The following is a 24659-nucleotide window of genomic DNA, read 5'->3' on the forward strand; positions in this document are numbered from 1 at the left end:
AAGACGTCAAGGGGTATATTTCTTAAAATCAATTATTGTTTTTACGAATATGCTTCATGCCATATTCCCAGCTTGCATCTGTTTTCTTGTGAGGATTAAATATGTAGTGTGGATCGAATATTTCTTTTACAGTTTTAAAGTGATTGTACATATCAACACCAAACATAGCTTCCAGCCACGGTCCGCGTATCATGCCATCATTATGCTCGCCGGCCATAGTCCCCCCATATTTGAGAACAACTGGAATTAGCTCACGCATGATAGGTTCTAGTTTTGCATGCTCTTTTTGGCTTACAATATCTATTAGTGGAATAATATGAAAGTTACCATCCCCAAAGTGTCCGGCAATTGTTGCAGGTAGTTTATATCTCCTCATTATAGCTCGTGCTTCGGGTAGGAAATTGTGAATATGTCGTGGTTGAACAGTCATATCATCAATAAATGGTGCTGCGAACTTTCCATGTACTCGATTTCGAAGTAGGCTTAAGCTAGCACGACGAATATTCCAAAAAAGAGCACTGTTTGCATCGTCATGTTCAACTGTTGTTTTTAATCGAAATTTACTTAAATCTTTTCTAAGCTCAGTGATACGACTGTCGATCTTCGGTATTGATTTATCCTCAAACTCAACCATTAGAACCATACTAGGAATATGACCCCGAAAACGTGCGGCTTGACCGAGCAGTATAGCTTGTTGCTTTAGGTACTCTTTTGTACCTAGTTGTTGGCGAAATGTACTGAAGTACTTTATACCTAGGTCAAACGTAACATCATCAAAACCTTCAAAAGTTACGGGTTTGTGTCGAAGCACAGTTTGAATAACTTCTTCAAGTTGTGATTGCTTCTCGATATAAATAATAAGGAGGCCATTATGCAGTGCTTTGCGGTGTGTCTGGATAACGATGTCTGTTACAACGCCTAGTGTACCCTGGCTACCAGTAATAAGTTGTGTCATATCAAATATACCTGTTTCGCGGTCCCAGACGCTCCATAGGTTGTACCCCATTGAATTTTTATTTACTTTTGGTCTGGCATTACGTATATCATCATAATTATTTTCAATGAGTGTAAATAGGCGCTTATATAACTTTCCCTCAAAATCTTGTTTTTTCATTTTTATTGCTAACTCGCGCTTATTTAAAGGCTTCACGGTGTACTGCTTACCGTCAGCAAAAACTACTTTTAACTCTCTAACTGACTTATCAGCATTTCCATACTGCAGTGATCTCTCACCTCCGCTGTTATTGCCTACCATGCCACCGAGTGTGCACCATGCGCGAGATGCAGGTACGCAGCCGATCAAATGCGTTGTCCCAAGCAAAGTATCTATATCACGCATATGAACACCGGGTTCAGCATGGAGCAAATCTCCAGTATATGGGTGTATCGTGTTAAAGTATTTTGTCATATCAAGAATAAGTGATCCGCTAATAGCACCGCCAGACATATCCGTTCCAGCACCCCTCGCTGTAATACTAAGTGAGGGGTAATCTAATTTATTCTTTGCAACAAAAGACACGACTTGTTCGATATCATTACTATGTTTAGGCTCAAGTACAGCTGTAGGAATTAACTCATATATACTGGCATCGTGGCTGTACGCTGTCAGAGTCTTTTTGTCAGTTTTAATATCGCCATCAAAAACCGCCTGTATTTGTTCCGCCACATCTTTCATACTCTCTACTATACGTTAAGCATGAGAGGTTTGTCGATAATTTATGCGCGCTTTTTACGTCGAAATATAGATGCAATTGATATACGCTTCGAGTATTCAAGTGTGCCATAGCGGAATAAGCGAATTGCAAGCGAGAGAACGACGGTTGCACTAAGCGCAAGAATAGTAATGCCAAGCAGTGCCTCAGGAATTGAAAGGTTACCGACGGCATTTCGTAGCATAAGTGGAATTGGTGCAGTCAGTGGGAAGAAACTTAAAAATTTAACAAGTAACGTATCTGGAGCTGACACAAAAAGCGTTACCGCATAGAGTGGCCCAAATATAAGTGTCATCACCATACCGAAGAATCCACCAGCCTCTTTTGCAGTTGGTGTTGCCGCACCAATTGCCACGAGTAGTCCTGTAAACAGGAGGAAACTAAGTGCAAATATTGCTGCACCGATCGCGATACGCACAGGGTCGAGAGGAATATTTGACAGGTCAATATTTGGAAGATCAAGCTGATTTCGAAATAGCAAATAAACAACCACAATAGGAATCATGATGACGACAATTTGAATGGCAGCAAGAACAATTAATGAAAGTATTTTACCAATAATAAGCGCCCTTGCCTTAATTGTGGTCAGTATCATTTCAATAACACGGTTCTCTTTCTCTTCAGTCGTGCTCGTGAGCATTTGATTACCAAACATGACAATTAGAATATAGAATAAAACAAGGAATATTCCCGGCGCAATAATCTGTTTGAAGCCATCATATTTTACGCCATCTTTGTATGTTGTTGAATTGAAACCAACCTTATTTTGTAAGATAGCAATCGTTTGAGTGTCTACTTTATTTGTTACTGCCTGTTGTAACAATGCAGAAGCAACGCCCTGGTATCGACTATTATCAAATAGTCCTACATCTTTTGCATATACTTCTACCTGGTTCTTTGTAAGATCGCTAGGATAGTAGAAATAAGCATCGAGTTTACCAGAAGTCACTCGATCAATACCTGCTTGTTTCGAAGTAACGGTGGTTGCACCGATCTGCTTAAGGATATTACTTGATAAAACATGCGAATCGTCAGTGATTGCAATGCTAAAGGTTTGATTTTTAGTATCTGATGCCGCTTGATCCGTTGTTTTGTTTGAGAAAAATATAATCGCAAACACTGCACCAATAATGACAGGAAATGCAAGTGCCATAATCCAGAAACTTTTCTTTCTAAGTGTCCTCACTACTTCAAATTGAAATACAGTACCTAAATTATGCATTATGCGCCTCCTCTGAATCATTTTCATCACCATATACTTCTATAAAAATATCATCAAGCGATTTACCGCCAAATTTTTTCTTAACAGCAGCAACTGTGCCGTACGCACTTGCTTTGCCGTCTTTTAGTAAGATGATTCGATCACAGAGACGTTCGACTTCCTCCATTTGGTGTGTAACGAATACGACTGTCGCACCAGCTTTTTGATGTTCTTCAATAATTGTCATTAAGAGCCGACGATTAATCGGGTCGAAGCCCTTTGTTGGTTCATCGAGAATAAGTAATTCAGGATTATTCATAATAGTAATGCCAAGTTGTATTTTTTGTTGCTGGCCACCCGATAATTTGTCTAAGCGCGTTGTTGCTTTATCGAGAAGCCCTACTCGCTCGAGGTATGACATAGACCATTCACGAGCATCTGTACGTGACATTCCTTTAAGCTGACCAAAATAAATCATGACACTAATAGCGTTCTCTTTTTTGTAGAGACCTCGCTCTTCTGGCAAGTATCCGAGTCGACTTCCACCTGCGTGTGGTTCAAATTGCTCCCCGTTTATCAATAGTTCACCCGCGGCAGGTTCATATAGTCCAAGAAGTGCGCGAATTGTGGTTGTCTTCCCAGATCCATTACTCCCCAGGAAGCCGAAGATCTCACCTCTATTTACAGTAAATGACAGATCATCAATGACGGTTTTACTACCAAAATCCATTCGAAAGTGGTTGATACTAATAATTGGTACAGGCTCTGGTTTGGCTGTTGGCATATAACACTCCAGTTAGTTTCTACCTCCATTATAACATGGCTAATATATTGATAATGCGAACATTAAATTTTGACCTATCAATAAATATATGTTAAAATAAAATAGTAACATCTGCCATATCGGATAGGTGGTCGCAGCAACCGCTGTGATAAATGGCCGACGTCGCGGCTGACAACGATTACACGCACAATGAAAGGTGCATGTAGCATGATCGAATTGGGTACCAAGTGCGAGATAGTCATCTTGCCAAATTCCCACTTTCCTGACTATCTTCCGCTAATGAGGAGTGTGACATTCAGAACTCCTCTTGAAATCGAGTTGTTCAACGCACTCCCGCAAGGATTTCGTGCAACTCGCGGAAACATGATCGTGATCGATGTCCATGAAGCTTCTCTTTCGAGTGACGGTGGAGAACTTTCCTTCAAAGGAATAGTGGAGTTATATTGTAACAAGCATGAAAGTGAGAATCACTTGTACGCGGTTCAAGGGATGGTGTATCGCACTGGTGGCTGGAATGGGCGTGCAACGTTCAAGCCCATTACGATTATTCCCCAGCGGTAAGCCCGCACGACGGAACCCCCTCTCGCCACTAGGCGATGAGGGGTTTTCTATTTAACGATAATTAATGAATGATAGCGAAAAATCAAAATCCTTTGACCGTAATAGGGACATAGCATTTTGAAGATCATCTTTACTCGTGCCAGTTACTCGAACCATATCGCCTTGGATTTGAGTTTTAAGCTTTGGAAGATTTGTTCGTATCTCACTTGTGATAAGTTTTGCATTATCTTGACTAAGACCCTGTTTAAATGGGACTTCCCATGTTGATTTAAGATTGCTATCAACTGGTGTTTTTGTAAGATCGAGTACTTTCGCACTTTGATCTCGACTTGCAAGTTTTTTGCGGATAATGTCAAGCACCGCATCAAGTTGCCATTGCCCTGCTCCGATAATTTTAAATCCTGTCTTGTCACCAAGCCACTCTATAGAAGCTGGTGTTCCTTTAAAATCGTATCGTGTCCCGATTTCTCGTTCTGTTTGTGAAAAAACGTTATTTAATTCGGCTTTATCAAAATCCGATACAATATCAAATGAAAAACTTGGCATATATCTAGTATATCACCTCTTATGATAAGCTGAATAATATGAAACAACTGCTTCATCAATTCGACCACGTTGTTAGTGGCTACATCGCAACATTACCGACCTGGCTCAAGACCCCTTTTCTTCTAATGTCATTTATCGGTCAGCCGATTGTAACAATTTCAATTGGTTTAATCATTGCTGCATTTGCAATTTTTCGATTCAATCAAAGACTATTAATTGCGAGTATAGTTGCGCTATCAACGATGGGGATAAATACGATTATTAAATATACATTTGAGCGTGATCGTCCTGCTACAGAATATGTTTCACATATGGTTATAAAAAGTTATAGTTTTCCAAGTGGACATACGGCAGGATCGACTGTGATCTTTGGTTTATTGGCGTATCTGGCGTTCCAGTTGTTACCGCAACCACTCAACGTCATTGTCTCTGCGCTTTTAGCGTTACTTATTATTGGAATTGGAGTGTCTCGCGTTTACTTAGGTGCTCATTTCCCCAGTGATGTTATATTCGGCTGGATACTCGGGCTTGTTGGTCTTAGTATTATTATCTATATTGTAGCGCCAACAATATGAATATAGTCCTTGTTTACAATCCAAAATCTGGGACGAGCTTAAGTGCCAAAGAGCTACGTATAAAGTGTGAGAGTAACGGTATTAAAATTATTAAGCTAATTCCGCTTAGCCATAAGATAGAGCATCAGCTTAAGCCGTATATAGAAGCTGGTCTAACAATCGCTGCCATCGGTGGAGATGGCACTATAAGCAGTATTGCAGGTATAGTTGCGGGTACGAAAGCGACATTCGCCCCTCTTCCTGGTGGAACGCTCAATCACTTCACAAAAGATCTCGGTATACCACGAGAGATCGATAAAGCGCTTGCCCGTTTAGCACATGCAAAATTGTCGGTAGTTGATGTTGGATCGGTGAATAATAAGGTATTCATTAATAATGTAAGCTTTGGAATCTACCCTGCATCACTAAAAGTACGAGAGGAATATGAATCCAGGATTGGGAAATGGCCAGCTGCAATCGTCGGTACTATATCAGCATTCATAAGATTTCACAGATACAATATTGTACTAGACGGTCGTAGGATCAAAACTCCATTTGTATTTGTCGGTAATAATCTCTATGACATGACAGATATGGGCGTTACAACACGAAAGAGTCTTGTGAGTGGTGAGCTAGGTGTTGTTGTTGTGCGAGCTGCATCGCGCATTCATGTCGTAATGATAGGTATTCGCGTTATTTTAGGTACCGCACATCTCCTTAAAGAATTTGAAGTCTTCACGACCAAAACCATGACAATTGAGGCAAAGCGAAAGTCAATACACGTATCTCACGATGGAGAAGTGAGTAAAATGCATCTTCCTCTTACATTTGAAATTCGTTCGAAATCGCTACGAATCTTAAAATAATACGGTATACTACTGATAAATGTTTAAAAAATATTCAGGAAAGTTATACTGTTTTTCCCCACCAGTTATGCTGGCTACACTGATATTGGAGCTTAGTTTAGCGCTATATACGGTTTGGCGATATAAGTTAACGACGATCAGTCGGCTCGTTGTATGTATTCTTATTTCACTTGCCATTTTTCAAGGTGCAGAATATATGCTTTGCGGTGGTCTTGGCTTAACGGGAGTTGAGTGGGCTCGTTTAGGCTACATGGCGATTACACTCCTCCCGCCACTTGGTCTTCATCTATGTATTGTACTTGCTAAGAAGAAGGCAGCCTTATTAGTTGCAGCGGCGTACGTAACAGCGGCTGCATTCATATACTATTTTGTATTCGTCACTCATTCGATGGCAGGTCAAGTATGCCGAGCTAACTATGCTGTGTTTGATCTTCATGAAACAGCTTCCTGGGTATACGGACTATACTACTATGGCTGGTTGCTTGTCAGTGCCGCACTTGCATATGGCTGGTCTGATGGACATGCACATAAAAAAGAGCTTCGGGCCTTAGTTCTAGGCTACGCTGTCTTTATTATACCGACAACATTTTTTAATATTATCGATCCAACAACCATCGGCGGTATCCCATCGATTATGTGTGGCTTTGCTGTGCTATTGGCTATTATATTGGTTGCACGCATACTTCCGCTTACGACACCAAGACGACCTGGCTCAAATGGGCAATCATCCGTGGTATAATGCAAGGAAAGTGAGGAATATACTTATGAAAGTACAGATTGAAATAGATACAAGAACATTTGTTCGTTTTTGGCTAGTTGTTATTGGTTTTGCGCTTGCACTATTGGCAATATATAGTGCGTTATCTGCACTCATTATTATCGGAGCAGCTTTTTTTCTAGCGATGGCACTTAACGGGCCAGTTAGCCGTGTTGCGCGGATTTTGCCTGGCAGGAGTCGAGTTGGCGCAACGGCCATTGCCTACATTATCGTTGTTCTTTTAATTGGTGTGTTTGTTTTCCTCGTTGTACCACCTATCGTCGAACAGACAGCAAAATTCATCGAGACAGTCCCTGGTCTTGTTAATGACGCGACTTCTAAATGGCAAGGTTTGAGTCACTTTATAGCTGACCACAATCTTCAGCCTCAGCTTGACGGCGCATTAAATAGTCTTAAGAATAATGCCTCCGGTTGGGCTGCAAACGCAGGCTCAACACTTATCAATGGGCTTGGCTCAGTGCTATCCGTTATCGCAGCAACATTCTTGACACTCGTCTTGTCATTTTTGATGCTCATCGAGGGCCCGGTTTGGCTGAAACGCATCTGGGGTGTATATACTGATCAAGATCGCATGGAAGCACACCGTTCTCTTGCAAAGCGTATGTACAACGTTGTAACCGGTTACGTTACTGGTCAACTGACTGTCTCGGGTATCGATGCAACACTCGCAGGAATCGTAGTGTTTATTCTTTCACTTGTTTTCCACCTTCCGCTTAACTTAGCACTTCCGTCTGCTGCTATAGCCTTTGTATTATCACTGATTCCAATGTTTGGTGCCACAATTGGTGGTATTATCATTAGCCTATTATTGCTGTTCAACAATGTCACGGCAGGTATCATATTTGCTGTATACTTTATTATTTATCAACAGATTGAGAATAACTTCATATCACCTGTTATTCAATCGAAGCGAGTGGAGCTCTCAGCATTAGCGGTCCTAGTTGCGATAACGATCGGACTATACGTTTTTGGTATCGCTGGTGGTCTTATCTCAATTCCAATTGCCGGATGCATCAAAGTTCTCGTTGAAGATTACTTAGAGCGTGCAAAACACAAACGTAAAAAAAGTGAGAGACCGTTAGAAAAACTTGTGAAAAAATTACAAGGAAAAGATAAAGAGACTATTGTTCAAGAAGAAATTTAAAGATATTCCCAGATTGGGCCATGAGAGGTATCGCGGATAGCGATACCTCTTTTTGCAAGTTCGTCCCTAATACGATCAGACTCTTGCCAGTTTTTTGTATCTCTAGCCCGCTGTCTCTCTAAGATAAGTTGCTTCTGGGTATCTGTAATGTCAGGTGTTGTTGCAATTAATTGTAGGCCAAGAACAAGATCAATAGTTTCAAGTAGTTGCACGAGAGGCTGTCTATGAATATCGGAAATATTTGCTGATGTTAGTCTTGTAAATGCTTCGTCAATGATACGAAGTCCTTCCGGAGTATCTAAGTCTCGTGATAGAGCCTCTATGATAGCCTGTGGTGTTGCGTATAGTGAGACCGCATTGTCATCGGATCTCTTATCCCCATCATCGCGTAGTGTATCATGCGTCTGGTGACGGAGTGCACTGACTGTACGCCAGTTTTTTAATCGATTTGCTGCTGCTTCAACATTATCAAAACTAAAGTTAGTTTGATGACGATAATGTGATTGGAGCACAAGAAGACGGAAAGCGAGTGGATCAATACCTTTTGCAGTTAAATCAGCCAAGGTGTAAAAATTATTAAGACTTTTGCTCATCTTTTTTCCGTCGACAAGTACATGCTCGTTATGAACAAACATACTCGCATATATTGAATTATTTTTCCCTGCAGTACTCTGAGCAATCTCATTTTCATGGTGAGGGAATGCAAGATCTATACCGCCTGTATGAATATCAAATGGTTGCCCAAGGCCTTGAAGACTCATAACTGAGCATTCAATGTGCCAGCCAGGTCGTCCAGCGAGATCATGTCCATTTAATTCAAACGCCCAACTTGGCTCTCCGGGCTTCTTCGTTTTCCAAAGTGCAAAATCATGTACTGAATCTTTATCATATTCATCATTTTGAATACGCTCATTTGAGGTATTAGACTCAGTAAGGTGTACTAACTGACCATAAGTTTTGCCAGATTTTTTGTATGCTTCTATAGAAAAATAAACACCATCGTCAGCGATATATGCAAAACCTAATTCTAGTAGTTCTGTAATAAGCAGCTTCATACCATCGATCGTTGCAACATCAGTCGCTTTTATAAATGTTAGAGCGTTAGTATCACTACCTGTTAATACCATATCTTGTAAAAATGTATCACCGTAGTGAGTTGTTAGTTTCTTTAATGCATCCATAGGTTCAAGATCTGGATATGTCTTTGCGCTTCTACTGATCGTCTTATCATCAACATCAGTGAAATTCATGACGTGCTTAACATTATATCCGTTTGCTGCAACAACACGACGGAGAGTATCGGCAGCAATAAATGCGCTGAGATTACCGATATGGACGTGATCATAAACAGTCGGACCACAGCTATATATGGTAACAAGCTCGGCGTTGATTGGAGCAAACGGCTCTAGCGTTTTAGTAAGCGTATTATGGAGTTGTAGTGTCATAGTCGCGAAGCGCCTTATCGGTTGCTGTTACTAATTCAGATATGATTGTATCGTAGTCTTCGTACGCGCGAAAGCCACTTGCATACTTGTGTCCACCACCGCCAAAGAAACCTGCGACCTGCTCTGCAATTGGAATATTTGCACGTAACTTGCCGGTGACTTTACCATCAGGATAAGTTTTGATAGCGACACCTATTTCAACACCTTCTACTAGGCGCATTTCATCAAGCACAAGAACACTGGGATTATATTGATCACTATATTTTTGAATGTCTTCCCATGGTATATGTACAACAGCAAGTTTTCCGTTTAATAGGTATTCAATGCGACTAATTAATTCACCTTTGTAGGATAGAATCTCAGCTGATTTTTTCATAAACTCACGACGCCTACCCTCAATGGTAGAGCTTGAAGCGCCAAGTGCAGTTAATTTACCAGCCACTGCATATGTTTCAGGAGATACATTTTGCGTCGTGAGACCAAGACTGTCTGACAACATTGCAATGAGCATGTTTTCAGCTGCCTGTTGGTTAATTGTCCAGCCAGATTCGGTGGCAAGTCCATAAAGCATTTGTCCTGTCGCAACAGCATCACTCGCAAGCATTGTATGATCGAAACTCAATGTCGATTTAGTTGTGTGATGGTCTATTACAAGAACAGGATGTGATTCGAGGTAGCTACGGACTCCTGGAGCTTCTAGTACTTTAGTAATGAGTACGTCAGCACTCGTATCGACGATAATTGCTATATCGGCATTTGTATCGAAATCACCGACTACTCTATCCCAGCCATTAATGTAGTGAAGATATTTAGGAATCTCAACAGGACAGTATAAGATTATATCTTTTCCGAGATCACCAAGTATTTCTTCGAGTGCGAGACTACTCCCAAGGCTGTCGCCATCAGGATTTTCTGCCTGGATAACAATAATTTTTTTTGCAGTATCTATAAGAGTTTTGGCTTCAGTAAACATTCCTTTTAGTATAACGTACTCCTAGAATATTGACAAATACCATATAAAAGTGTTAAAGTATGTTTAATCTGTCATCATACCGATGACAGTGTTTCATTCGTTAGAGCTGTTATAGTCCGCGAATGATGATTACAGACAGGAGAAAAACATGCCATCCCAGCAGTCGATTTTCGAACAAATGAGAGAGGAAGCTGAAGCGGCTATCTACATGACCGATGAGTCTCGTCAATTGCTACTCAAATGCATTGACGACGGACATCTGGCCATCAAGAAAGCAGTGAGTGACAGGGATTTTCGTACGAAAATTCCGTTCGACGTTGCGCTTGTTACCAATGCTGCCATGCAAGTTGCACGTGCACTCGATGTCGTTGCGGAAACGCGGCGAAGTGCAACTATCGCTGGTCAGGCATGGGTCGAGGCGTATGTAGAGCGTCATCAAACCAGCTGATACCTCCTTTAGCGCTGCGGCGCCTAAGGGCTGCGATTCGGGAAGTACATCTCCTGTCTCGCAGACCAAGTGCTTGAATAAAGTTCAAACATTTAGTCTGCGAATAAATATACTTATCTTGGAGCTATAATGCTCGACGGCCTTCAAGTGCATGACTCAATGTAATCTGGTCAGCGTATTCTAGGTCAACTCCGACTGGTATGCCACGCGCGAGACGCGTCATCTTAACGGTAATATCATTATCTTTGATGTAGCGCTGCAGGAAAAGTGCCGTTGATTCGCCTTCAACGCTAGCATTCGTTGCAATGATAATCTCTTCAACGTTATCATCAACAAGCCGCTTTAGCAGTTCGGGTATATGTAATTTTTCAGGCCCTACACCGTCTATCGGTGAAATAGCCCCTCCAAGCACATGGTATGTTCCATGGAACTGGTTTGTTCGCTCAAGTGCAACTATATCAAGCGGCTCCTCAACGACAGCAATGAGCTGCTTATTTCGATCAGGATCACTGTACAGTGTCGAAACTGACTCGTCGTTATTTATTAGTGCAAATGTGACCGGACATTCTTTTACGCCACTATGAAGGATTTGTATAGAGTGAGCAATTTTTTCTACTGCATGGCTATCTGCACGAAGCAAATAATAGGCATAGCGCTCTGCAGTTCGAGCGCCAACACCAGGAAGACGCCCTAACTCTTCGATCACATGCGTTAGTGCCGATGGAAGTAACTGTCGACTCAAAATATCCTACAGTCCTAGGTTGCCAAGTCCACCCATGAGTGGCTTCATTTTTTCAGCAGCAACTTCCTGTGCTTTTGCAAGGCCGTCACGGATCGCAATTTCTAGCCAGTGTTCAAGTTCCTCGATATCGTTGAGGTCAACTGATGCAGCATCAATCTTAATACTTTGAACTTTTAATTCACCATTAACTTGGACAACGACTGCTCCATCGCCGGCTTCTACTTCAATAATTTGCTTCTTTAGATCTTTTTGTGCTTTACGCAACTCGTTCAACATCTTCATTTGGTCAAATGCCATAATCGGTCTCCTCCGTCTGTTTACTGCATGCTATTATACGTTATTCCAGGCCATTTTTGTAGAGGTAAAAACGATTTGAATCCGTTGACTGTCGGTCTGTGATGATTTGATCAGGTTCTTGGGATAATGGAGCAAGAAAACGCACATCCTTACTGACAAGCACGGCAGTATTATTACTCGGGAACGATTGCTCAACAATAAACTTACTATTATACTTTGCGAGTACATCGTAAAATGGTTTTTCATCACCACTTACTACAAGTGTAATAGATTTGTATTTTGGTGACTGGTTATTTACAAGTTGAATATCTTGAGAAAAGTTTCGAGCTATCATCGGATCGTAATGGTATCCATACATATATCGCTCGGCACCACTAATGGTCATACTCGCAATCAAGATTGTAAGTGGAATTAAACCGACTATACGAGCGTACGGGTTTCTTGGAAATAGTTGGTACCAGTAAATTATCAATGTACGAACACCCATGGCAAGCAGAAGTGCCATTGGGACAAACAGTATATTTGCATATTTTGGACTAAGGATAACAACAGGGATAATAAATAGGAACCATATACCAATAATGTAGCTTCTGGCTGTATATTTTACGGTAAAGAGTCGGAAGATGCCTAGTAGAATTAATGCCATCGATCCCATGCCGTAAACAGGTGCTATGACGACACCTGAATGCGGTGTTGTGAAATCAAAATATTGACGAAGGAGAGACGTGAGGTTGTCTGCTAATGATGGCCATGCTGACGGTATGCCAAGAAGCAAAAGTGATGTTGACGGGTCTTTAAGCAGTGCATAGCCAAGAGGCGCAAAGATGATAACGCTCAGTGTCGCAGCGATAGCAACTTGTGTTGGTGGAAGTCGTCTAATAAGGTAACGGAGGTGTGGGTGGAGTGCAGCGGCAACGGCTAATGCAACGATCATGTAGATACTTAAAGGAGTATAAAGACTTAGTGCAACAAGAACGAAAAGCAATATTTTCCAGAGGATAGGAAAGCGTGCGCGTCGGGAAAGCATTGTAGCCGCAAGCAGTATCCAAACTGCATAAAATATAAACATAATACCTGGCGTGCCGCTTTGAGCTATGAAGAGAAACTGACCTGTAGTAATGATAAGGCCGATCGTAATAATTGCTACATTTTGCCTAAACCACAGAATAAATAGTGGCAAGAGGCCAAATATAGATAAAAACCCAATGATGAGTGATGGAATCTTAATACTCAGTAGGGTGACACCAAAAGTGGAGAATATTGCTTTTTGCAGCAGACTATAGGGTAGGTTTACAATCATACTTGGATCAAAATGGTCATAAGAGACGAGGCTTGATCTAACCGCAATACTCATTTCCGATGTTGTGATTCCACCTGGTGCGTATAGGCCAGCTAAAATAAGAAGTATTCCCAAAACAGCGCCGACTAGCATGTACCCTAGTATATAGCGCCAACGATATAGTAAAAATTCGGTGACTTGCCTTGTCATAAATTACTTACGATTATAGCACGTTACTCACTGCGCTTGTCGAGTGACATAAACCTTAGTCGTTCTGGGTGGAAGTAAAGTTCAACCTTGCCAGTTGGCCCGTTACGGTGTTTAGCGATAATCAGATCGGTTATGTTCTCACGCTCAGTTTCCGGATTATAGTATGCTTCGCGGTAGATAAACATAACAATATCGGCGTCCTGTTCAATAGATCCAGATTCGCGTAGGTCTGAAAGCTGTGGGATTTGTGGGCTGCGAGACTCAACTGAACGTGACAACTGCGACAAACCAATGACTGGAACATTTAACTCACGAGCTATAAGTTTAAGCCCACGACTGATCTCACTCACTTCTTGCACACGGTTTCCATTATTGTTGCCACTTCCCTGCATGAGCTGCAAGTAGTCTACAATAATAAGTCCAAGCGGCTGTTCATGGGCAGCGCGACGAGCTTTCGTTCTCATCTCTAGTACGCTCACTCCAGGTGTGTCGTCTATAAAAATTGGCGCCTCAGCCATTTCGCCCATCGCTTCAGATAGTTTCGAAAAGTCATCATCAGATAAGTTACCTGTTCTAATGTTCCATGCATCAACTCCAGAGGCATCTGCGAGCATACGGTCGACAAGCTGCTCTTTACTCATCTCAAGGCTGAAGAATAAGACTGGTTGTTTTGCAACAGTTGCGATGTTATATGCAAGGTTAGTGACAAGCGTTGTCTTACCCATGGCAGGTCGGGCAGCAAGAATGATAAGATCTGATCGTTGGAGGCCTGCTGTCATATTGTCGAGATCACGCCAGCCTGTGCGCACGCCTCTAAGTGCACCTTTGTTGCGGTGTAATTCTTCCATACGGTCAAAGCTTTCAGTAAGAATACTTTCGATACTAACAAGATCTTGTTTTAGCGTCTGATCACTAACGGCGAATAACTCAGCCTCAGCTTTTCCAAGTAATTCCTGTGCAGTATTATCTTCATCGTAGCCAAGTTCTGAAATTTCAGCGCTAGCTTTAATAAGCCTCCGACGGACAGCTTTAAGTGAGACCATTTCAGCGTACGCTTCAGCATGAGCAGCCGTAGGGACATAGTTTGTTAGCTCTGTTAGATACGCTGAGCCGCCGACAAGTTCTAACTCATCTTTCTTTTTTAGTTCATCAGTAAGAGTTAAAAGGTCGACGGGACGATGGTGCTCGTATAGACGCATCATGCCACCAAATATAGTTCCGTGACGCTTATCGTAAAAGTCTTTGGGTGTAACATGCTCAGAGATATCGGCGAGTGTTTCCTCGTCAATTAGAACAGCACCGAGTAAACTCATCTCGGCATCAACATTTTGTGGAGGAACTTTCCCCGCAACAACTTCCTTAGCTGGCATCGCTCTCTACTACTACCTCTTCTCCTCCACCCATAATAGCAGCAACGGCAGCAGCTTGGCTATCTTTTGGTGGAGCAGCGGCTGAGTTCGTCTCTATGGTGATATTATTCATCCCTATTGTTTCGAGTGATGTCATGAGGTTTATGCGGTGTTTTGTATCATCTAACTTTGTTTTATAAAATTTACTTTTTGTATAGATTGTTAGCGTCTGCCCATCATATTCGTAGTCACATTTACTAAGAACACTATAGACCGCCACGAAATGCGTACGAGTCTCATTGATGAGTGATTGCCAATCAAAATCTACTGGTAGCTTGACGTTTTTAGTACTCTTAAACTCAGCCATATCTTTAGCGGCATTAATAATGAGAGTGACATGTGACTCACCATCGACCATCACTTCTTGAGGCTTTTTTGTTGAATGAGATGGAGCAGCTGTTTGCATAGAGCTAACAGGCTCCATCTCAGGCTTTTTTCTCGTTGCCTGCTTAGCAAGTTCAATTAAGGGAGCACTGACAGTAGGACTTGGTGCGGAAAGTGCTACGGTTTTTGGCTTTGGGACGGCATGGGCGGCTAGTATAGTGAGTAGTTTGATACGTGGTTGAGATGACGAGTTGACGGTAAGTAAATCATCGAGTAGAGCTATATATTGTGGCTTTTGAACAATAAGTTTTCGTACGGTTCGAATCAATTGTGTTCCTAAGGTTCGAGGTTCGATACCTGCCTGTTCACTATCATCAAGCGCACTAACGATTTGACCAAGATCTTTGTTATCGTAGGCATTCAACAGATTTTGAACAGTTGCTTCCGGAGCAAGTCCAAGAATATGCTGAACAAGTTCACCTGTAATGCCATCGCTACCGTCAGCCAGGCTACTTAATTGGTCGAGTAAGCTGATACTGTCACGAAAGCTGCCATCACCATGTGCGACGATGAGTTCTAGCGCTGCATCGCTAATTTTCATCTTTTCTTCTGTAGCAATATGCTTTAGGTGTTCAGTTGCATCATGCGCGGTGATGGCATGAAGCCCAAATCGTTGAGTACGGCTAACGATTGTTACTGGCAATTTGTCAATATCTGTCGTTGCAAGTATAAACACGACATGCTCTGGTGGCTCCTCGAGAGTTTTTAGCAGAGCGTTAAAAGCTGCTTTTGAAAGCATGTGGACTTCATCGATAATGTAGATTTTTTTATTTGCAGAAACTGGTGCTATTTGCACCTTGTCTCGAAGGTCACGGACGTCTTCAATACTATTGTTGCTTGCAGCATCAATTTCGATAATATCTAAATGGGTATGTTCTTCATCATAGGGCAGTCCATTGATTTCGTGAGCGAGGATACGTGCAATAGACGTTTTACCAATTCCTCTTGGACCAGTGAGTAGATATGCATGAGATATCCTTCCCTGCTTTAGTGAACGAGAAAGAATATCCGTGACGTGTTTTTGACCAACAACTTCATCAAGTGTTTTAGAGCGATACTTGCGATATAGCGCCTTAGACATGTTTATTTCCCTTGCTCATACTTGCAATTATACACGCGATGGTGTGCTTAGATTGCCGTGATTTTTACGTTTTTTGTTTTCACCTCATGTGAATAATATGAATATAGCGCTTTAGCTTTCATTTGTCGATAATCTTGCTCCTACGTCTACAAATCTTGATTTATAAAGGTAGGAACTAAACTGTCCATCCAGGCATGTCTCGCCAAGATAGACGCCAACTCTTAGTACGACTATAAACTAAGGAATCTTCACTTGATGATGAGTATTGAATTACTATCCTTAAGGTGCATACATGTTGAATGACGCCGCATCTTCAGATGGAATTGTAATTGACACTATAAAAAAGTTACAGAGTTAATTAAAGCGCGGCTTCGACAGCAGCCCAAGTCGCATCTGGGTTGTCTTGAGGGACAATAATAGTTACTTGTCCACCGATACTAATGTGGAAGTACGTGACGCTAGCAAGAAGAATTCGGTATTCCTTGCCGTTAGCTTCAACGTAGTAAGCACCATCATGTTGAACAAGGGTTCCAATAATCTGCTTGCGTTCGACTGGGCCAATTTGTTTATAGACAAATCCACCGTCCTCAACGATAGTTAGCTTCATAATGTCGCCTTCGACTAGCTTAGATTTGCTGGCGTAGTTAGCAGGGACCGGATAATTCTTTCCATCAGGTCCAAGCATAATTTGGCCGTCAAAAACACCTTCGACAACTTTACCGCTAACATCTTCCTGACTGGAGCGTGGTGTGATAGTTGTGCCATCATCACCAATAATACTAATAAGCAGTTCTTTTGCTGCTGCAAGGTTGGTTTCGGCTTCTTGAATGAGTGACTTAAGTCGTTTGACTTGTTTTTCGGGTAAATCAGACATGGTAACTCGCAATTTCCTTTTGTCTATTTTTGTAGTGATATTACCTCTATATATACCAGTCACATTGTTGTTTGTCAATTATTGAACTCTTTTTCCACACGATTTCCAGTAGTAGCGACAAAAGCGTTGTTAATTTTGTACTTGCAACTAAAATACCGCCCTGATATAGAGCGGTAAATAGGAAGCAACTAACTGTGGTCACATAGTATTCAGGTTAAAATTAGCTAAGTTCGACAGTTGCGCCAGCTTCTTCAAGAGCTTTTTTAGCAGCTTCTGCGTCGTCTTTGCTAACTTTTTCTTTGATTGCTGATGGAACACCGTCAACAAGTGCTTTTGCTTCACCAAGACCAAGGCCAGTCAATTCTTTGACAGCTTTGATAACGGCAACTTTAGATGCACCAGCATCTTTAAGTGTTACGGTGAATTCAGACTTTTCGTCTTCTGCGTCTGCAGATGCAGCAGCAGGACCGGCAACAGCAACAGCTGCAGCAGCTGGCTCAATACCGTATTCGTCTTTTAGGATATTTTTAAGGTCGTTAACCTCAAGTACAGTAAGCTTTGTTAGCTCTTCTGCGATTTTTTTAATGTCAGCCATGATAGCTCCTTATTATACAAAATGTAATTATTAGTTGGTTGCTTTGGCACTCACACCATCAAGGAGGGCGTGAAGATTACCAGACAATGCGTTTGTAATATCGTGAACTGGTGAAAGAAGTTGAGCCACCACTTCTGCGATAAGTTGATCTTTACTAGGTAGCCCAGCAAGTGATTTAACTTCATCAGCAGAAAGAGTTGCGCCAACGCCTGAAAATGCACCAACAAACTGTAGTGCTGGATGTGTTTTTGCAAACGCATCCAATACTTGTGCTGGAGCAACTTCATCGTCGCTGCTAATTGCGTAGAGTAACTGACCTGTTAATGCTGAAGTGTCAGTGTTTTTGTATACATCGTTAGATGCTAACGCAACACGGACAAGTCGGTTTTTAACAACTTTAATTGTTACACCACATGCGCGAGCCGCACGGCGAAGTTCTTGAATTTCAGTTACGCTGAGGCCTTGATACTGTGCGAACACAGTCATCTTAGCACTCTGTAAACTGTCGCTTATCTCAGCAACCAAAGTTTTCTTTTTATCGCGAGTAATTGCCATAAAAGTCCTTTCTTTGATTGATATACTATGTAACCACGTTGTTAATGTACTAAAATTCGAGAATTAAAAAAGTCTTTGATTCTCGCACTACCAAAGACTTGTCGCAAAATGTTTGTTTACATCCTCGGTAGCTTTATTAAGTGATTTCTCGCTGCTACTGTCTTTGGTAATGTCTAACACGAATTATATCAAAAAAGTCGTCAAAATGTCAACAGTGGCCATTATCCATGTCTCAGTGTCATCAAGAATTACTTAGATAAGCTATTCAAGTACCTATTCATCTGATAAGTATTGAATATTATATAAAAAAATGCTATAATATATTTAATATGACTGGACATGATAGACAGCCATTTAACGACAAAATTCCGACGTTTCCTACTCACCCTTTATACGGTGATATTATTGGGGATATTCTAGAGATAGACGAGCTTCGCGCAAACGCATATCAACAAGCAAATACGCTCCGCGTTAATGTAGACAAGCTCCTTACGGCAACTCAAATAGCCAAACTTCAACATGAAATTATATCCGAGCTGAGCACAATGGATACCATTCAAGGCCGATTTGCATGTATGTTAGATCCTCGATTTGTTTCATATATCAATTCGGTAGACCTAGGACGTGTTGCATACGATAAGCCACTTAGCGAGTTTCAAAAGTTTGAAGCTGAATGTGGTGATCTGATTAATACTCTTGATAGTGTTGATAGTCCGGTTGCACGATTCACAAGTAGCGATCCTAAATGCAATTTATCCTGTAGAACAAGCCTTGAACTCGATAGTAAAGGTAATCGGGTCGCTGTTGTTACTCGCAATCGACGGCTAGCTGAAGTGTATGATCCAGTATATGATCGGACTCTTAAAATTCGTAAGAGAATGACATTTTTACTCACAACTCCCGAACAGTATGGAAGGATTGTTGTTGAGCAACATGACCCTATGCAAAGAGTCGTGTATGAGCTTGATAACGAATTACTGCAAATAGGGCTCCACGAACCTAGTCCAACTATCATACCGATCAGCACTGTATATATTGGGTATGTCGACCATATGGATAAACCGAAGTAAGCCTTCCTTTACGATACGACATCTAATCGGTACACTGGGAGGATGATAGCTTTAGTTGTTGCGTATTCACACGGTCGCGTCATAGGTAAGTCGCAGGATATACCGTGGCATATGCCAGCGGATTTGAAACATTTTAAGCAACTTACAATTCACAAAACTGTCGTCATGGGTCGCACGACTGCTGATTCTATTTTAAATCGTCTAGGCCATGGACTTTCTGACCGACTAAATATCGTTGTCACTCGTGATGAGTCTTATGCACCGGATGGTATGAGTGTTGCACATACGCTAAACGAGGCGCTCAGTACTGATACTAACTCTGAAATAATGATCATTGGAGGTGCGCAAATATACGCCCAGACTATTGAACAGGCAGATAGACTTTATGTAACTCAAATTGATGCAGAAATTGAAGGAGATACGTTATTCCCTCTCATTAACCTTGATGAGTGGCAGGAAACGAATCGTGAATCGCATCCAAAAGATGAACATAACCCGTACAACTATGATTTTGTGATTTTTGACCGGATTTCGTAATGTACAGCTCAGTCGTACCTGCAGTTCTCTCGAAATATGGTCTAAATTATAAGACTATTAAAAATGTCCAAAAAGGCTACCGAAATGAATCATATCCAATTATTTTGAATGATGAGAAAACTATAAACCTTATCTTCTATAAACGAGAGCCAAATATCATTGACCGTATGACACGTGCAGACAAAATTTCAGGGTATTTATCAAATAAAGGATTTCCAGTTCGAGCGCGTTATAGCCCAAAAACCTTACAACTCAAGTCTCGTCAGATGGTAACATATGCAGCGCTTTATAATTATCTTCCTGGAGCTACGATACCTTGGGAGGGATATACAAAAAAGCATATTAAGCTACTCGGGCTTGCTATGAGCGATATGCATGCCGTGCTTGAGAGTATGTCAGTAAGTTGGCCTGAAGATCACACTATTGTCGCGGAACTTCTTGAGATTTTGACACGTATGGAAACGTACTTTAATGATGCAAGTGTTACAAGAGCACTTGAGGAAAAATTACACGTCTCAATACAAAATGACTATCTAACAAAATTACGAACCTTAATATTATTAATGAAGGATAGTCCTGATCAGCGGCCACTTCATATGGATATGGTACGCGGCAATGTTCTTTTTTCTGAGAATGCTCAAGGTGGTTATTGGAAGATTGATGAGATCAGCCTAGCCGGTGTCATTGATTTTGAAAAAGCGTCATACGGTCATCCCATTTTTGATATTGCACGTACCTTAGCGTTTCTATTTGTTGACTGTCCAGTTAAAAGTGAACTTAAAATTCGACGCTATTTTTTATCATCTGGGTATACAAAACGCGGTAAATCAGCGTTCAACTATAAAGCCATGTTTAGTGGAATTTCTCATGGGCAAATTCTAGATGGTCTTATTGGTTTTTTTCTACTACACGATTTTTATAAGTTTTTAAGACATACACCTTACGAATCACTTGAATCGAATGAGCATTACATGCGGACACGTAATATACTCATTCGCGACACTATGGTACGATATAGTAAAGCACAATGAATGGGGAATTTCATGGGAGATTGGAAAAAACGGCTCATTTCGCAGAGTGATTTAATGACGCTCTCCGAACAATTAAAAGCAAAAGACAAAAAAATTGTCTTTACTGCTGGCTCATGGGATCTTATCCATGCAGGACAATGCCGCTACTTGGAAAAAGCACGTGAGCTCGGCGATATTCTTGTTGTCGGTGTGAGTAGCAACCATGCGATTAGTAAGGTCAAAGGTCCGAATAAGCCGATACTCGACGAAAAAATTCGTGCCGAAATGCTAACGTATCTTCGCTTTGTTGACTTTGTCACTATTCTTCCTGAGCCAAGCTGTCAGCCATCACTCGGACTACTCCGTCCTGACGTTTTTGTTACTGTGAAAGAAGATTGGACCGAAAACTACAAGCAGTCACGCGAATATAAGACTGTCGATAAATACGGCGGCGAGGTTGTCGTTGTTGATCGTCAATCTACGAGTATTTCTACGACTCAGATCTTGCAGCGTGCAATTGGTGGTCACCTCAGCGATATTCTAAAAGACTTCATGCAGTACCGTAAAGAACCTCTTAAAGAGAAGTAGATGACCGAACTCAACGATAAAGACAAACAGATAATGTACCGTGATGCACGTGTCACTGGGACATATGACGAAATTTGGCAGTCAGTCGGCAAATGTGTATTTTGTGATTTAAATGAAAAGTACATTTTTTACGAAGAAAATGGTGTCGTTATGACGGTCGCCCTTTTTGCATATATTGATGGACATTTTATGATCATCCCACGTCGACATATTCGATCCGTAAAAGACCTGACGCCAAGTGAATGGGAGACGATGCGAAAGTTTATGTATATTGCTAAAAAGATGATCCGGGAAGTTCATGGGATCAAGGGTATGCAGATTGTTCAAAAAGATGGTGCAACTGCACAGAGTACAGTTGAACATATTCATTTCCACTGCATACCGTTTGATCAGCCAGATCTTAATACATGGCACTATCGACAGCTTGAGAATACGCCAATTGAAAATGCGGAGGCATATCAGTCTCAGCACGATAAAATTGCAAAACTAAGTAAACGGTTCGCTGACAAATATCAAGATGAAGAATAAATACGAAATTGTAAAAAAGGAGATACACCAGCTTGATGCAATTTTTATTGCTGCACCTCGCTTTATGTCGGTGGCTCGATTTAGTCAGTTGGTGAAGCGATATTTACCAAAAGGCAATATTATTCTTGGAATATCTCTAGAAAGATATGTGGTTGGATTTGAAAATCAACCACAATTTGAAATGCTCAGACGGTCTGATATACAGACCATAGTAGACAAAGTCGCATACTCAAACTCAACACATAAAATTTTTATATTGCATTATGCTCAGAGCGAACTAAGTGATATTTTAGAGCACTCACATGTAAAGAGAGTACTGCTTATAAATGGCTCTTGGAAGTACGCATTTCATAATTCAGATGCATATAAGATCCTTAAAGACCAAGATATTAACTTTAAATTTATTTCACCTTTCAGCGATGAACAAGAAGCACGTGCATATGAGAATGAACATACACCTATCATAGCACTGCCCGATCCAGGCCTGCAGCTTACAGAATCTGAAATGGTTGCCTGCGCTGATTCAGTGGCAACTCAGTCTTTTGATAATAGCTTTCAAACTGGGGTTTCGCTCGGTCGACGAAAAAACGATAAGTATGAATTTGTAACAACTGCGTTTAATAAAGTCATACCTTATCAAACGTATGCCCTTCATCATGGTAATAGTCGTGAAAAAAATCTTTCTCAGCCACACGATTTAAATCATTACGATACAATCCACGCTGAGATGCAGCTTCTAACTATTGCACTTGCAGATCAGATTGATATTAGTGAAACGACTCTCTTCCTCAATCTTCTTCCCTGCCCAAATTGTGCACGTACGCTTAGTGAAACATCCATAACTGAATTTGTATATCGCCATGACCACTCTGATGGCTATGCTGTATATTTGCTGCGTGAAAGTGGTAAGGTTGTTCGACGTATCGTAGATAATGGGCATACGCTATAATGAGTAGTATGGCACATCCCGAGTATCAATACCTTGAACTGCTTGCGAAGATTCTTAAAGATGGTAAATCTAAACCATCACGCGGGATACATCCGCTAAAAACTATTTTTGGCTATCAGCTTCATTTTGATATGCGGCATGGTTTCCCATTATTGACAACAAAAAAAATGCCGTTTAAAATCCTTACCCATGAATTATTGTGGTTTGTATCGGGTGAATCAAATATCAAATATTTGCAGGATAATAAAATCCACTATTGGGATGATTTTGCTGATAAGGATTTAAACCTGGGACCAGTGTATGGAGTTCAGTGGCGCCACTGGAAAGATCCTCGGGGTGGTGAGATTGATCAGCTTGCATGGGCAATCGACCAAATTAAGAATAACCCAGATTCAAAAGCAATTATTGTGAGTGCGTGGAACCCTGCTGATCTCGAAGAGATGCGTCTGCCACCGTGCCATACAATGTTTCAGTTTGATGTTACTAAAGGTAAACTCCGTATGCATCTTTACCAACGTTCATCTGATGTTTTTCTTGGTCTACCATTTAATATTGCTCAGTATGCAATGCTGCTACATATGGTTGCACATATAACTGGTTTGGAGGCTCGTGAACTAGTCGTCTCTATCGGAAATGCTCACTTATATACAAACCAATTAGATCAGGCTAAAGAAGAAATACCACGGACGCCGTATAAGCTTCCTAAATTAAAAATTATCGGTAATCCCACATCGATTGATGATTTTACAATGGATAATTTTGTCCTAGAAGACTACAAATCCCATCCACATATAAAAGCTGATCTTGTTATTTTATAACAAGTGATTCATATAGGTGCGCATGATCACTCGCCATACGATCACTTGTAAACCTCTTCTCGAATGAGATGCGACAATCTTTTCGGTTGAGATTATCAATATCCTGGAGTGTTTCTGATATAGCTGCAACGGCATCGCTATCATTAATATATGGTATGACATATCCAGTAGCACCGTTATCTATAATCTCATGTGTTGCTCCACGGTCTAGTCCTATGACTGGCGTGCCACAAGCAAGCGCTTCAATTGTCACCATGCCAAATGGCTCGTCGAATATAGAAGGTACAAGGAGCGCTCTTGCATTTCCAAGAAATTGTCTTTTCTCGCTATCTGACTTAATGTGGCCAATATATTCGATTTCATGACCTAGAAATGGCTCGACGTGAGTACTCCAGTATGTATCTTTACTGTGTTCAGCATAGTGTTTGCCGGCAATTTTTAAAATTAATGGTATATCTGCAGTTTTATTAAAATGTTGCACTGCTTTAATAGCGATATGTACGCCCTTTGGCTCAATGATACGCCCTAGATATGCAATGTAATTATTTGACGGGACATCTATGGGCGTAAAAGTATCTTTGTCTAACCCGTGGTATATGTTTGCTACCCAATTCGTGTCGGTCGGCATGCCGCTACGCTGTGAATTTGAAAGTGATATCCATGAAAGATCTTTATATTTTGGAAACACATTTTTATATTTAACCAAAAAGTTAAATGGATC

The 24659-nt window shown here is 41.1% G+C and carries 28 protein-coding genes and 1 other annotated feature; of the genes, 13 read left to right on the forward strand and 15 right to left on the reverse strand.

Annotated features, from left to right (window positions below):
* Positions 1-28: 28 nt before the first annotated feature.
* The 3 genes from ABIS22_04835 to ABIS22_04845 are packed head-to-tail and all read right to left on the reverse strand — an operon-like array spanning position 29 to position 3697.
* Positions 29-1675, reverse strand: coding sequence for an FAD-binding oxidoreductase (locus ABIS22_04835; GenBank protein MEO7741209.1), 1647 nt, complete (start codon positions 1673-1675; stop codon positions 29-31).
* Between the two features lie 41 nt (positions 1676-1716).
* Positions 1717-2934 carry an ABC transporter permease gene (locus tag ABIS22_04840; protein ID MEO7741210.1) on the reverse strand — a complete coding sequence of 406 codons (1218 nt, stop codon included), beginning with the start codon at positions 2932-2934 and terminating at the stop codon, positions 1717-1719.
* On the reverse strand, positions 2927-3697 hold the full coding sequence (locus ABIS22_04845; protein ID MEO7741211.1) for an ATP-binding cassette domain-containing protein: 771 nt from the start codon (positions 3695-3697) through the stop codon (positions 2927-2929). The genes ABIS22_04840 and ABIS22_04845 overlap by 8 nt, the downstream gene beginning before the upstream one ends.
* A 207-nt stretch (positions 3698-3904) precedes the next feature.
* Here ABIS22_04845 and ABIS22_04850 point away from each other — a divergent pair, with 207 nt between their 5' ends.
* The gene (locus ABIS22_04850; protein ID MEO7741212.1) at positions 3905-4258 is read left to right on the forward strand and encodes a hypothetical protein; all 354 of its coding nucleotides are present in this window, start codon (positions 3905-3907) and stop codon (positions 4256-4258) included.
* Positions 4259-4309: 51 nt separating this feature from the next.
* Here the strand turns inward: ABIS22_04850 and ABIS22_04855 are convergent, their stop codons facing one another.
* Complete coding sequence (locus ABIS22_04855) at positions 4310-4804, reverse strand: YajQ family cyclic di-GMP-binding protein (protein MEO7741213.1); 495 nt, start codon at positions 4802-4804, stop codon at positions 4310-4312.
* 38 nt (positions 4805-4842) lie between these two features.
* Here ABIS22_04855 and ABIS22_04860 point away from each other — a divergent pair, with 38 nt between their 5' ends.
* The 4 genes from ABIS22_04860 to ABIS22_04875 are packed head-to-tail and all read left to right on the forward strand — an operon-like array spanning position 4843 to position 8146.
* Complete coding sequence (locus tag ABIS22_04860) at positions 4843-5379, forward strand: phosphatase PAP2 family protein (GenBank protein MEO7741214.1); 537 nt, start codon at positions 4843-4845, stop codon at positions 5377-5379.
* The gene (locus tag ABIS22_04865) at positions 5376-6224 is read left to right on the forward strand and encodes a diacylglycerol kinase family protein (protein ID MEO7741215.1); all 849 of its coding nucleotides are present in this window, start codon (positions 5376-5378) and stop codon (positions 6222-6224) included. The genes ABIS22_04860 and ABIS22_04865 overlap by 4 nt, the downstream gene beginning before the upstream one ends.
* Positions 6225-6243: 19 nt before the next feature.
* Entirely contained in the window at positions 6244-6963 is a 720-nt protein-coding gene (locus ABIS22_04870) for a hypothetical protein (GenBank protein MEO7741216.1), read from the forward strand.
* 25 nt (positions 6964-6988) lie between these two features.
* Entirely contained in the window at positions 6989-8146 is a 1158-nt protein-coding gene (locus ABIS22_04875) for an AI-2E family transporter (GenBank protein MEO7741217.1), read from the forward strand.
* Here ABIS22_04875 and cysS read toward each other — a convergent pair.
* Together cysS and ABIS22_04885 are read right to left on the reverse strand one after the other, a co-directional pair.
* Positions 8143-9591 (reverse strand): cysteine--tRNA ligase, encoded by a 1449-nt coding sequence (cysS, locus tag ABIS22_04880; protein MEO7741218.1) that lies wholly within the window; start codon positions 9589-9591, stop codon positions 8143-8145. The genes ABIS22_04875 and cysS overlap by 4 nt on opposite strands.
* A complete protein-coding gene (locus tag ABIS22_04885) occupies positions 9572-10564 on the reverse strand; it encodes a DHH family phosphoesterase (protein MEO7741219.1) in 993 nt (330 codons plus the stop codon). Before ABIS22_04885 ends, cysS begins: the two co-directional genes overlap by 20 nt.
* Positions 10565-10712: 148 nt before the next feature.
* Between ABIS22_04885 and ABIS22_04890 the strand changes: the two genes are divergently transcribed.
* A complete protein-coding gene (locus tag ABIS22_04890) occupies positions 10713-11012 on the forward strand; it encodes a hypothetical protein (protein ID MEO7741220.1) in 300 nt (99 codons plus the stop codon).
* A gap of 124 nt (positions 11013-11136) precedes the next feature.
* Here ABIS22_04890 and recR read toward each other — a convergent pair whose 3' ends face one another.
* The 8 genes from recR to rplJ all read right to left on the reverse strand — a co-directional run bounded on the left by recR (position 11137) and on the right by rplJ (position 18438).
* A complete protein-coding gene (recR, locus tag ABIS22_04895) occupies positions 11137-11754 on the reverse strand; it encodes a recombination mediator RecR (GenBank protein MEO7741221.1) in 618 nt (205 codons plus the stop codon).
* 6 nt (positions 11755-11760) lie between these two features.
* The gene (locus ABIS22_04900; GenBank protein MEO7741222.1) at positions 11761-12051 is read right to left on the reverse strand and encodes a YbaB/EbfC family nucleoid-associated protein; all 291 of its coding nucleotides are present in this window, start codon (positions 12049-12051) and stop codon (positions 11761-11763) included.
* Positions 12052-12091: 40 nt separating this feature from the next.
* On the reverse strand, positions 12092-13540 hold the full coding sequence (locus ABIS22_04905; GenBank protein ID MEO7741223.1) for a hypothetical protein: 1449 nt from the start codon (positions 13538-13540) through the stop codon (positions 12092-12094).
* A 23-nt stretch (positions 13541-13563) separates the two neighbouring features.
* Entirely contained in the window at positions 13564-14910 is a 1347-nt protein-coding gene (dnaB, locus tag ABIS22_04910) for a replicative DNA helicase (protein MEO7741224.1), read from the reverse strand.
* Positions 14900-16414: a DNA polymerase III subunit gamma/tau gene (dnaX, locus tag ABIS22_04915; GenBank protein ID MEO7741225.1), complete on the reverse strand. Its 1515-nt coding sequence runs from the start codon at positions 16412-16414 to the stop codon at positions 14900-14902. The genes dnaB and dnaX overlap by 11 nt, the downstream gene beginning before the upstream one ends.
* 358 nt (positions 16415-16772) lie before the next feature.
* Positions 16773-17288, reverse strand: coding sequence for a hypothetical protein (locus tag ABIS22_04920; GenBank protein MEO7741226.1), 516 nt, complete (start codon positions 17286-17288; stop codon positions 16773-16775).
* Positions 17289-17508: 220 nt separating this feature from the next.
* On the reverse strand, positions 17509-17883 hold the full coding sequence (rplL, locus tag ABIS22_04925; protein MEO7741227.1) for a 50S ribosomal protein L7/L12: 375 nt from the start codon (positions 17881-17883) through the stop codon (positions 17509-17511).
* 30 nt (positions 17884-17913) lie between these two features.
* Positions 17914-18438, reverse strand: coding sequence for a 50S ribosomal protein L10 (gene rplJ, locus ABIS22_04930; protein ID MEO7741228.1), 525 nt, complete (start codon positions 18436-18438; stop codon positions 17914-17916).
* Positions 18439-18494: 56 nt separating this feature from the next.
* Positions 18495-18623 (reverse strand) — a sequence feature (ribosomal protein L10 leader region).
* A gap of 144 nt (positions 18624-18767) precedes the next feature.
* Between rplJ and ABIS22_04935 the strand changes: the two genes are divergently transcribed.
* From ABIS22_04935 to ABIS22_04965, 7 genes are read left to right on the forward strand one after another with little or no spacing between them, the layout of a single operon-like run.
* Complete coding sequence (locus ABIS22_04935; protein ID MEO7741229.1) at positions 18768-19508, forward strand: hypothetical protein; 741 nt, start codon at positions 18768-18770, stop codon at positions 19506-19508.
* A gap of 42 nt (positions 19509-19550) precedes the next feature.
* The gene (locus ABIS22_04940; protein MEO7741230.1) at positions 19551-20045 is read left to right on the forward strand and encodes a dihydrofolate reductase; all 495 of its coding nucleotides are present in this window, start codon (positions 19551-19553) and stop codon (positions 20043-20045) included.
* Complete coding sequence (locus ABIS22_04945) at positions 20045-21076, forward strand: phosphotransferase (GenBank protein MEO7741231.1); 1032 nt, start codon at positions 20045-20047, stop codon at positions 21074-21076. The genes ABIS22_04940 and ABIS22_04945 overlap by 1 nt, the downstream gene beginning before the upstream one ends.
* 12 nt (positions 21077-21088) lie before the next feature.
* Complete coding sequence (locus tag ABIS22_04950) at positions 21089-21643, forward strand: adenylyltransferase/cytidyltransferase family protein (protein MEO7741232.1); 555 nt, start codon at positions 21089-21091, stop codon at positions 21641-21643.
* Positions 21644-22171: an HIT domain-containing protein gene (locus ABIS22_04955; protein ID MEO7741233.1), complete on the forward strand. Its 528-nt coding sequence runs from the start codon at positions 21644-21646 to the stop codon at positions 22169-22171.
* The gene (locus ABIS22_04960; protein MEO7741234.1) at positions 22161-23120 is read left to right on the forward strand and encodes a hypothetical protein; all 960 of its coding nucleotides are present in this window, start codon (positions 22161-22163) and stop codon (positions 23118-23120) included. The genes ABIS22_04955 and ABIS22_04960 overlap by 11 nt, the downstream gene beginning before the upstream one ends.
* A gap of 8 nt (positions 23121-23128) precedes the next feature.
* Positions 23129-23938 (forward strand): thymidylate synthase, encoded by an 810-nt coding sequence (locus ABIS22_04965; GenBank protein ID MEO7741235.1) that lies wholly within the window; start codon positions 23129-23131, stop codon positions 23936-23938.
* On the opposite strand, the gene ABIS22_04970 is transcribed toward ABIS22_04965, so the two are convergent.
* Positions 23928-24659, reverse strand: a 732-nt coding sequence (locus ABIS22_04970) for a glycosyltransferase (protein ID MEO7741236.1), incomplete at its 5' end; no start/stop codon positions are given. The genes ABIS22_04965 and ABIS22_04970 overlap by 11 nt on opposite strands.

It is taken from the genome of Candidatus Saccharimonadales bacterium (genome assembly GCA_039928925.1).
Lineage (GTDB): Bacteria > Patescibacteriota > Saccharimonadia > Saccharimonadales > Saccharimonadaceae > UBA6022.

Coding starts and splice junctions, on each gene's coding strand:
- ABIS22_04835 (MEO7741209.1), bottom strand. CDS start 1,675: ATGAAAGATGTGGCGGAACAAATACAGGCGGTTTTTGATGGCGATATT.
- ABIS22_04840 (MEO7741210.1), bottom strand. CDS start 2,934: ATGCATAATTTAGGTACTGTATTTCAATTTGAAGTAGTGAGGACACTT.
- ABIS22_04845 (MEO7741211.1), bottom strand. CDS start 3,697: ATGCCAACAGCCAAACCAGAGCCTGTACCAATTATTAGTATCAACCAC.
- ABIS22_04850 (MEO7741212.1), top strand. CDS start 3,905: ATGATCGAATTGGGTACCAAGTGCGAGATAGTCATCTTGCCAAATTCC.
- ABIS22_04855 (MEO7741213.1), bottom strand. CDS start 4,804: ATGCCAAGTTTTTCATTTGATATTGTATCGGATTTTGATAAAGCCGAA.
- ABIS22_04860 (MEO7741214.1), top strand. CDS start 4,843: ATGAAACAACTGCTTCATCAATTCGACCACGTTGTTAGTGGCTACATC.
- ABIS22_04865 (MEO7741215.1), top strand. CDS start 5,376: ATGAATATAGTCCTTGTTTACAATCCAAAATCTGGGACGAGCTTAAGT.
- ABIS22_04870 (MEO7741216.1), top strand. CDS start 6,244: ATGTTTAAAAAATATTCAGGAAAGTTATACTGTTTTTCCCCACCAGTT.
- ABIS22_04875 (MEO7741217.1), top strand. CDS start 6,989: ATGAAAGTACAGATTGAAATAGATACAAGAACATTTGTTCGTTTTTGG.
- cysS (MEO7741218.1), bottom strand. CDS start 9,591: ATGACACTACAACTCCATAATACGCTTACTAAAACGCTAGAGCCGTTT.
- ABIS22_04885 (MEO7741219.1), bottom strand. CDS start 10,564: ATGTTTACTGAAGCCAAAACTCTTATAGATACTGCAAAAAAAATTATT.
- ABIS22_04890 (MEO7741220.1), top strand. CDS start 10,713: ATGCCATCCCAGCAGTCGATTTTCGAACAAATGAGAGAGGAAGCTGAA.
- ABIS22_04900 (MEO7741222.1), bottom strand. CDS start 12,051: ATGGCATTTGACCAAATGAAGATGTTGAACGAGTTGCGTAAAGCACAA.
- ABIS22_04905 (MEO7741223.1), bottom strand. CDS start 13,540: ATGACAAGGCAAGTCACCGAATTTTTACTATATCGTTGGCGCTATATA.
- dnaB (MEO7741224.1), bottom strand. CDS start 14,910: ATGCCAGCTAAGGAAGTTGTTGCGGGGAAAGTTCCTCCACAAAATGTT.
- dnaX (MEO7741225.1), bottom strand. CDS start 16,414: ATGTCTAAGGCGCTATATCGCAAGTATCGCTCTAAAACACTTGATGAA.
- ABIS22_04920 (MEO7741226.1), bottom strand. CDS start 17,288: ATGTCTGATTTACCCGAAAAACAAGTCAAACGACTTAAGTCACTCATT.
- rplL (MEO7741227.1), bottom strand. CDS start 17,883: ATGGCTGACATTAAAAAAATCGCAGAAGAGCTAACAAAGCTTACTGTA.
- rplJ (MEO7741228.1), bottom strand. CDS start 18,438: ATGGCAATTACTCGCGATAAAAAGAAAACTTTGGTTGCTGAGATAAGC.
- ABIS22_04935 (MEO7741229.1), top strand. CDS start 18,768: ATGACTGGACATGATAGACAGCCATTTAACGACAAAATTCCGACGTTT.
- ABIS22_04940 (MEO7741230.1), top strand. CDS start 19,551: ATGATAGCTTTAGTTGTTGCGTATTCACACGGTCGCGTCATAGGTAAG.
- ABIS22_04945 (MEO7741231.1), top strand. CDS start 20,045: ATGTACAGCTCAGTCGTACCTGCAGTTCTCTCGAAATATGGTCTAAAT.
- ABIS22_04950 (MEO7741232.1), top strand. CDS start 21,089: ATGGGAGATTGGAAAAAACGGCTCATTTCGCAGAGTGATTTAATGACG.
- ABIS22_04955 (MEO7741233.1), top strand. CDS start 21,644: ATGACCGAACTCAACGATAAAGACAAACAGATAATGTACCGTGATGCA.
- ABIS22_04960 (MEO7741234.1), top strand. CDS start 22,161: ATGAAGAATAAATACGAAATTGTAAAAAAGGAGATACACCAGCTTGAT.
- ABIS22_04965 (MEO7741235.1), top strand. CDS start 23,129: ATGGCACATCCCGAGTATCAATACCTTGAACTGCTTGCGAAGATTCTT.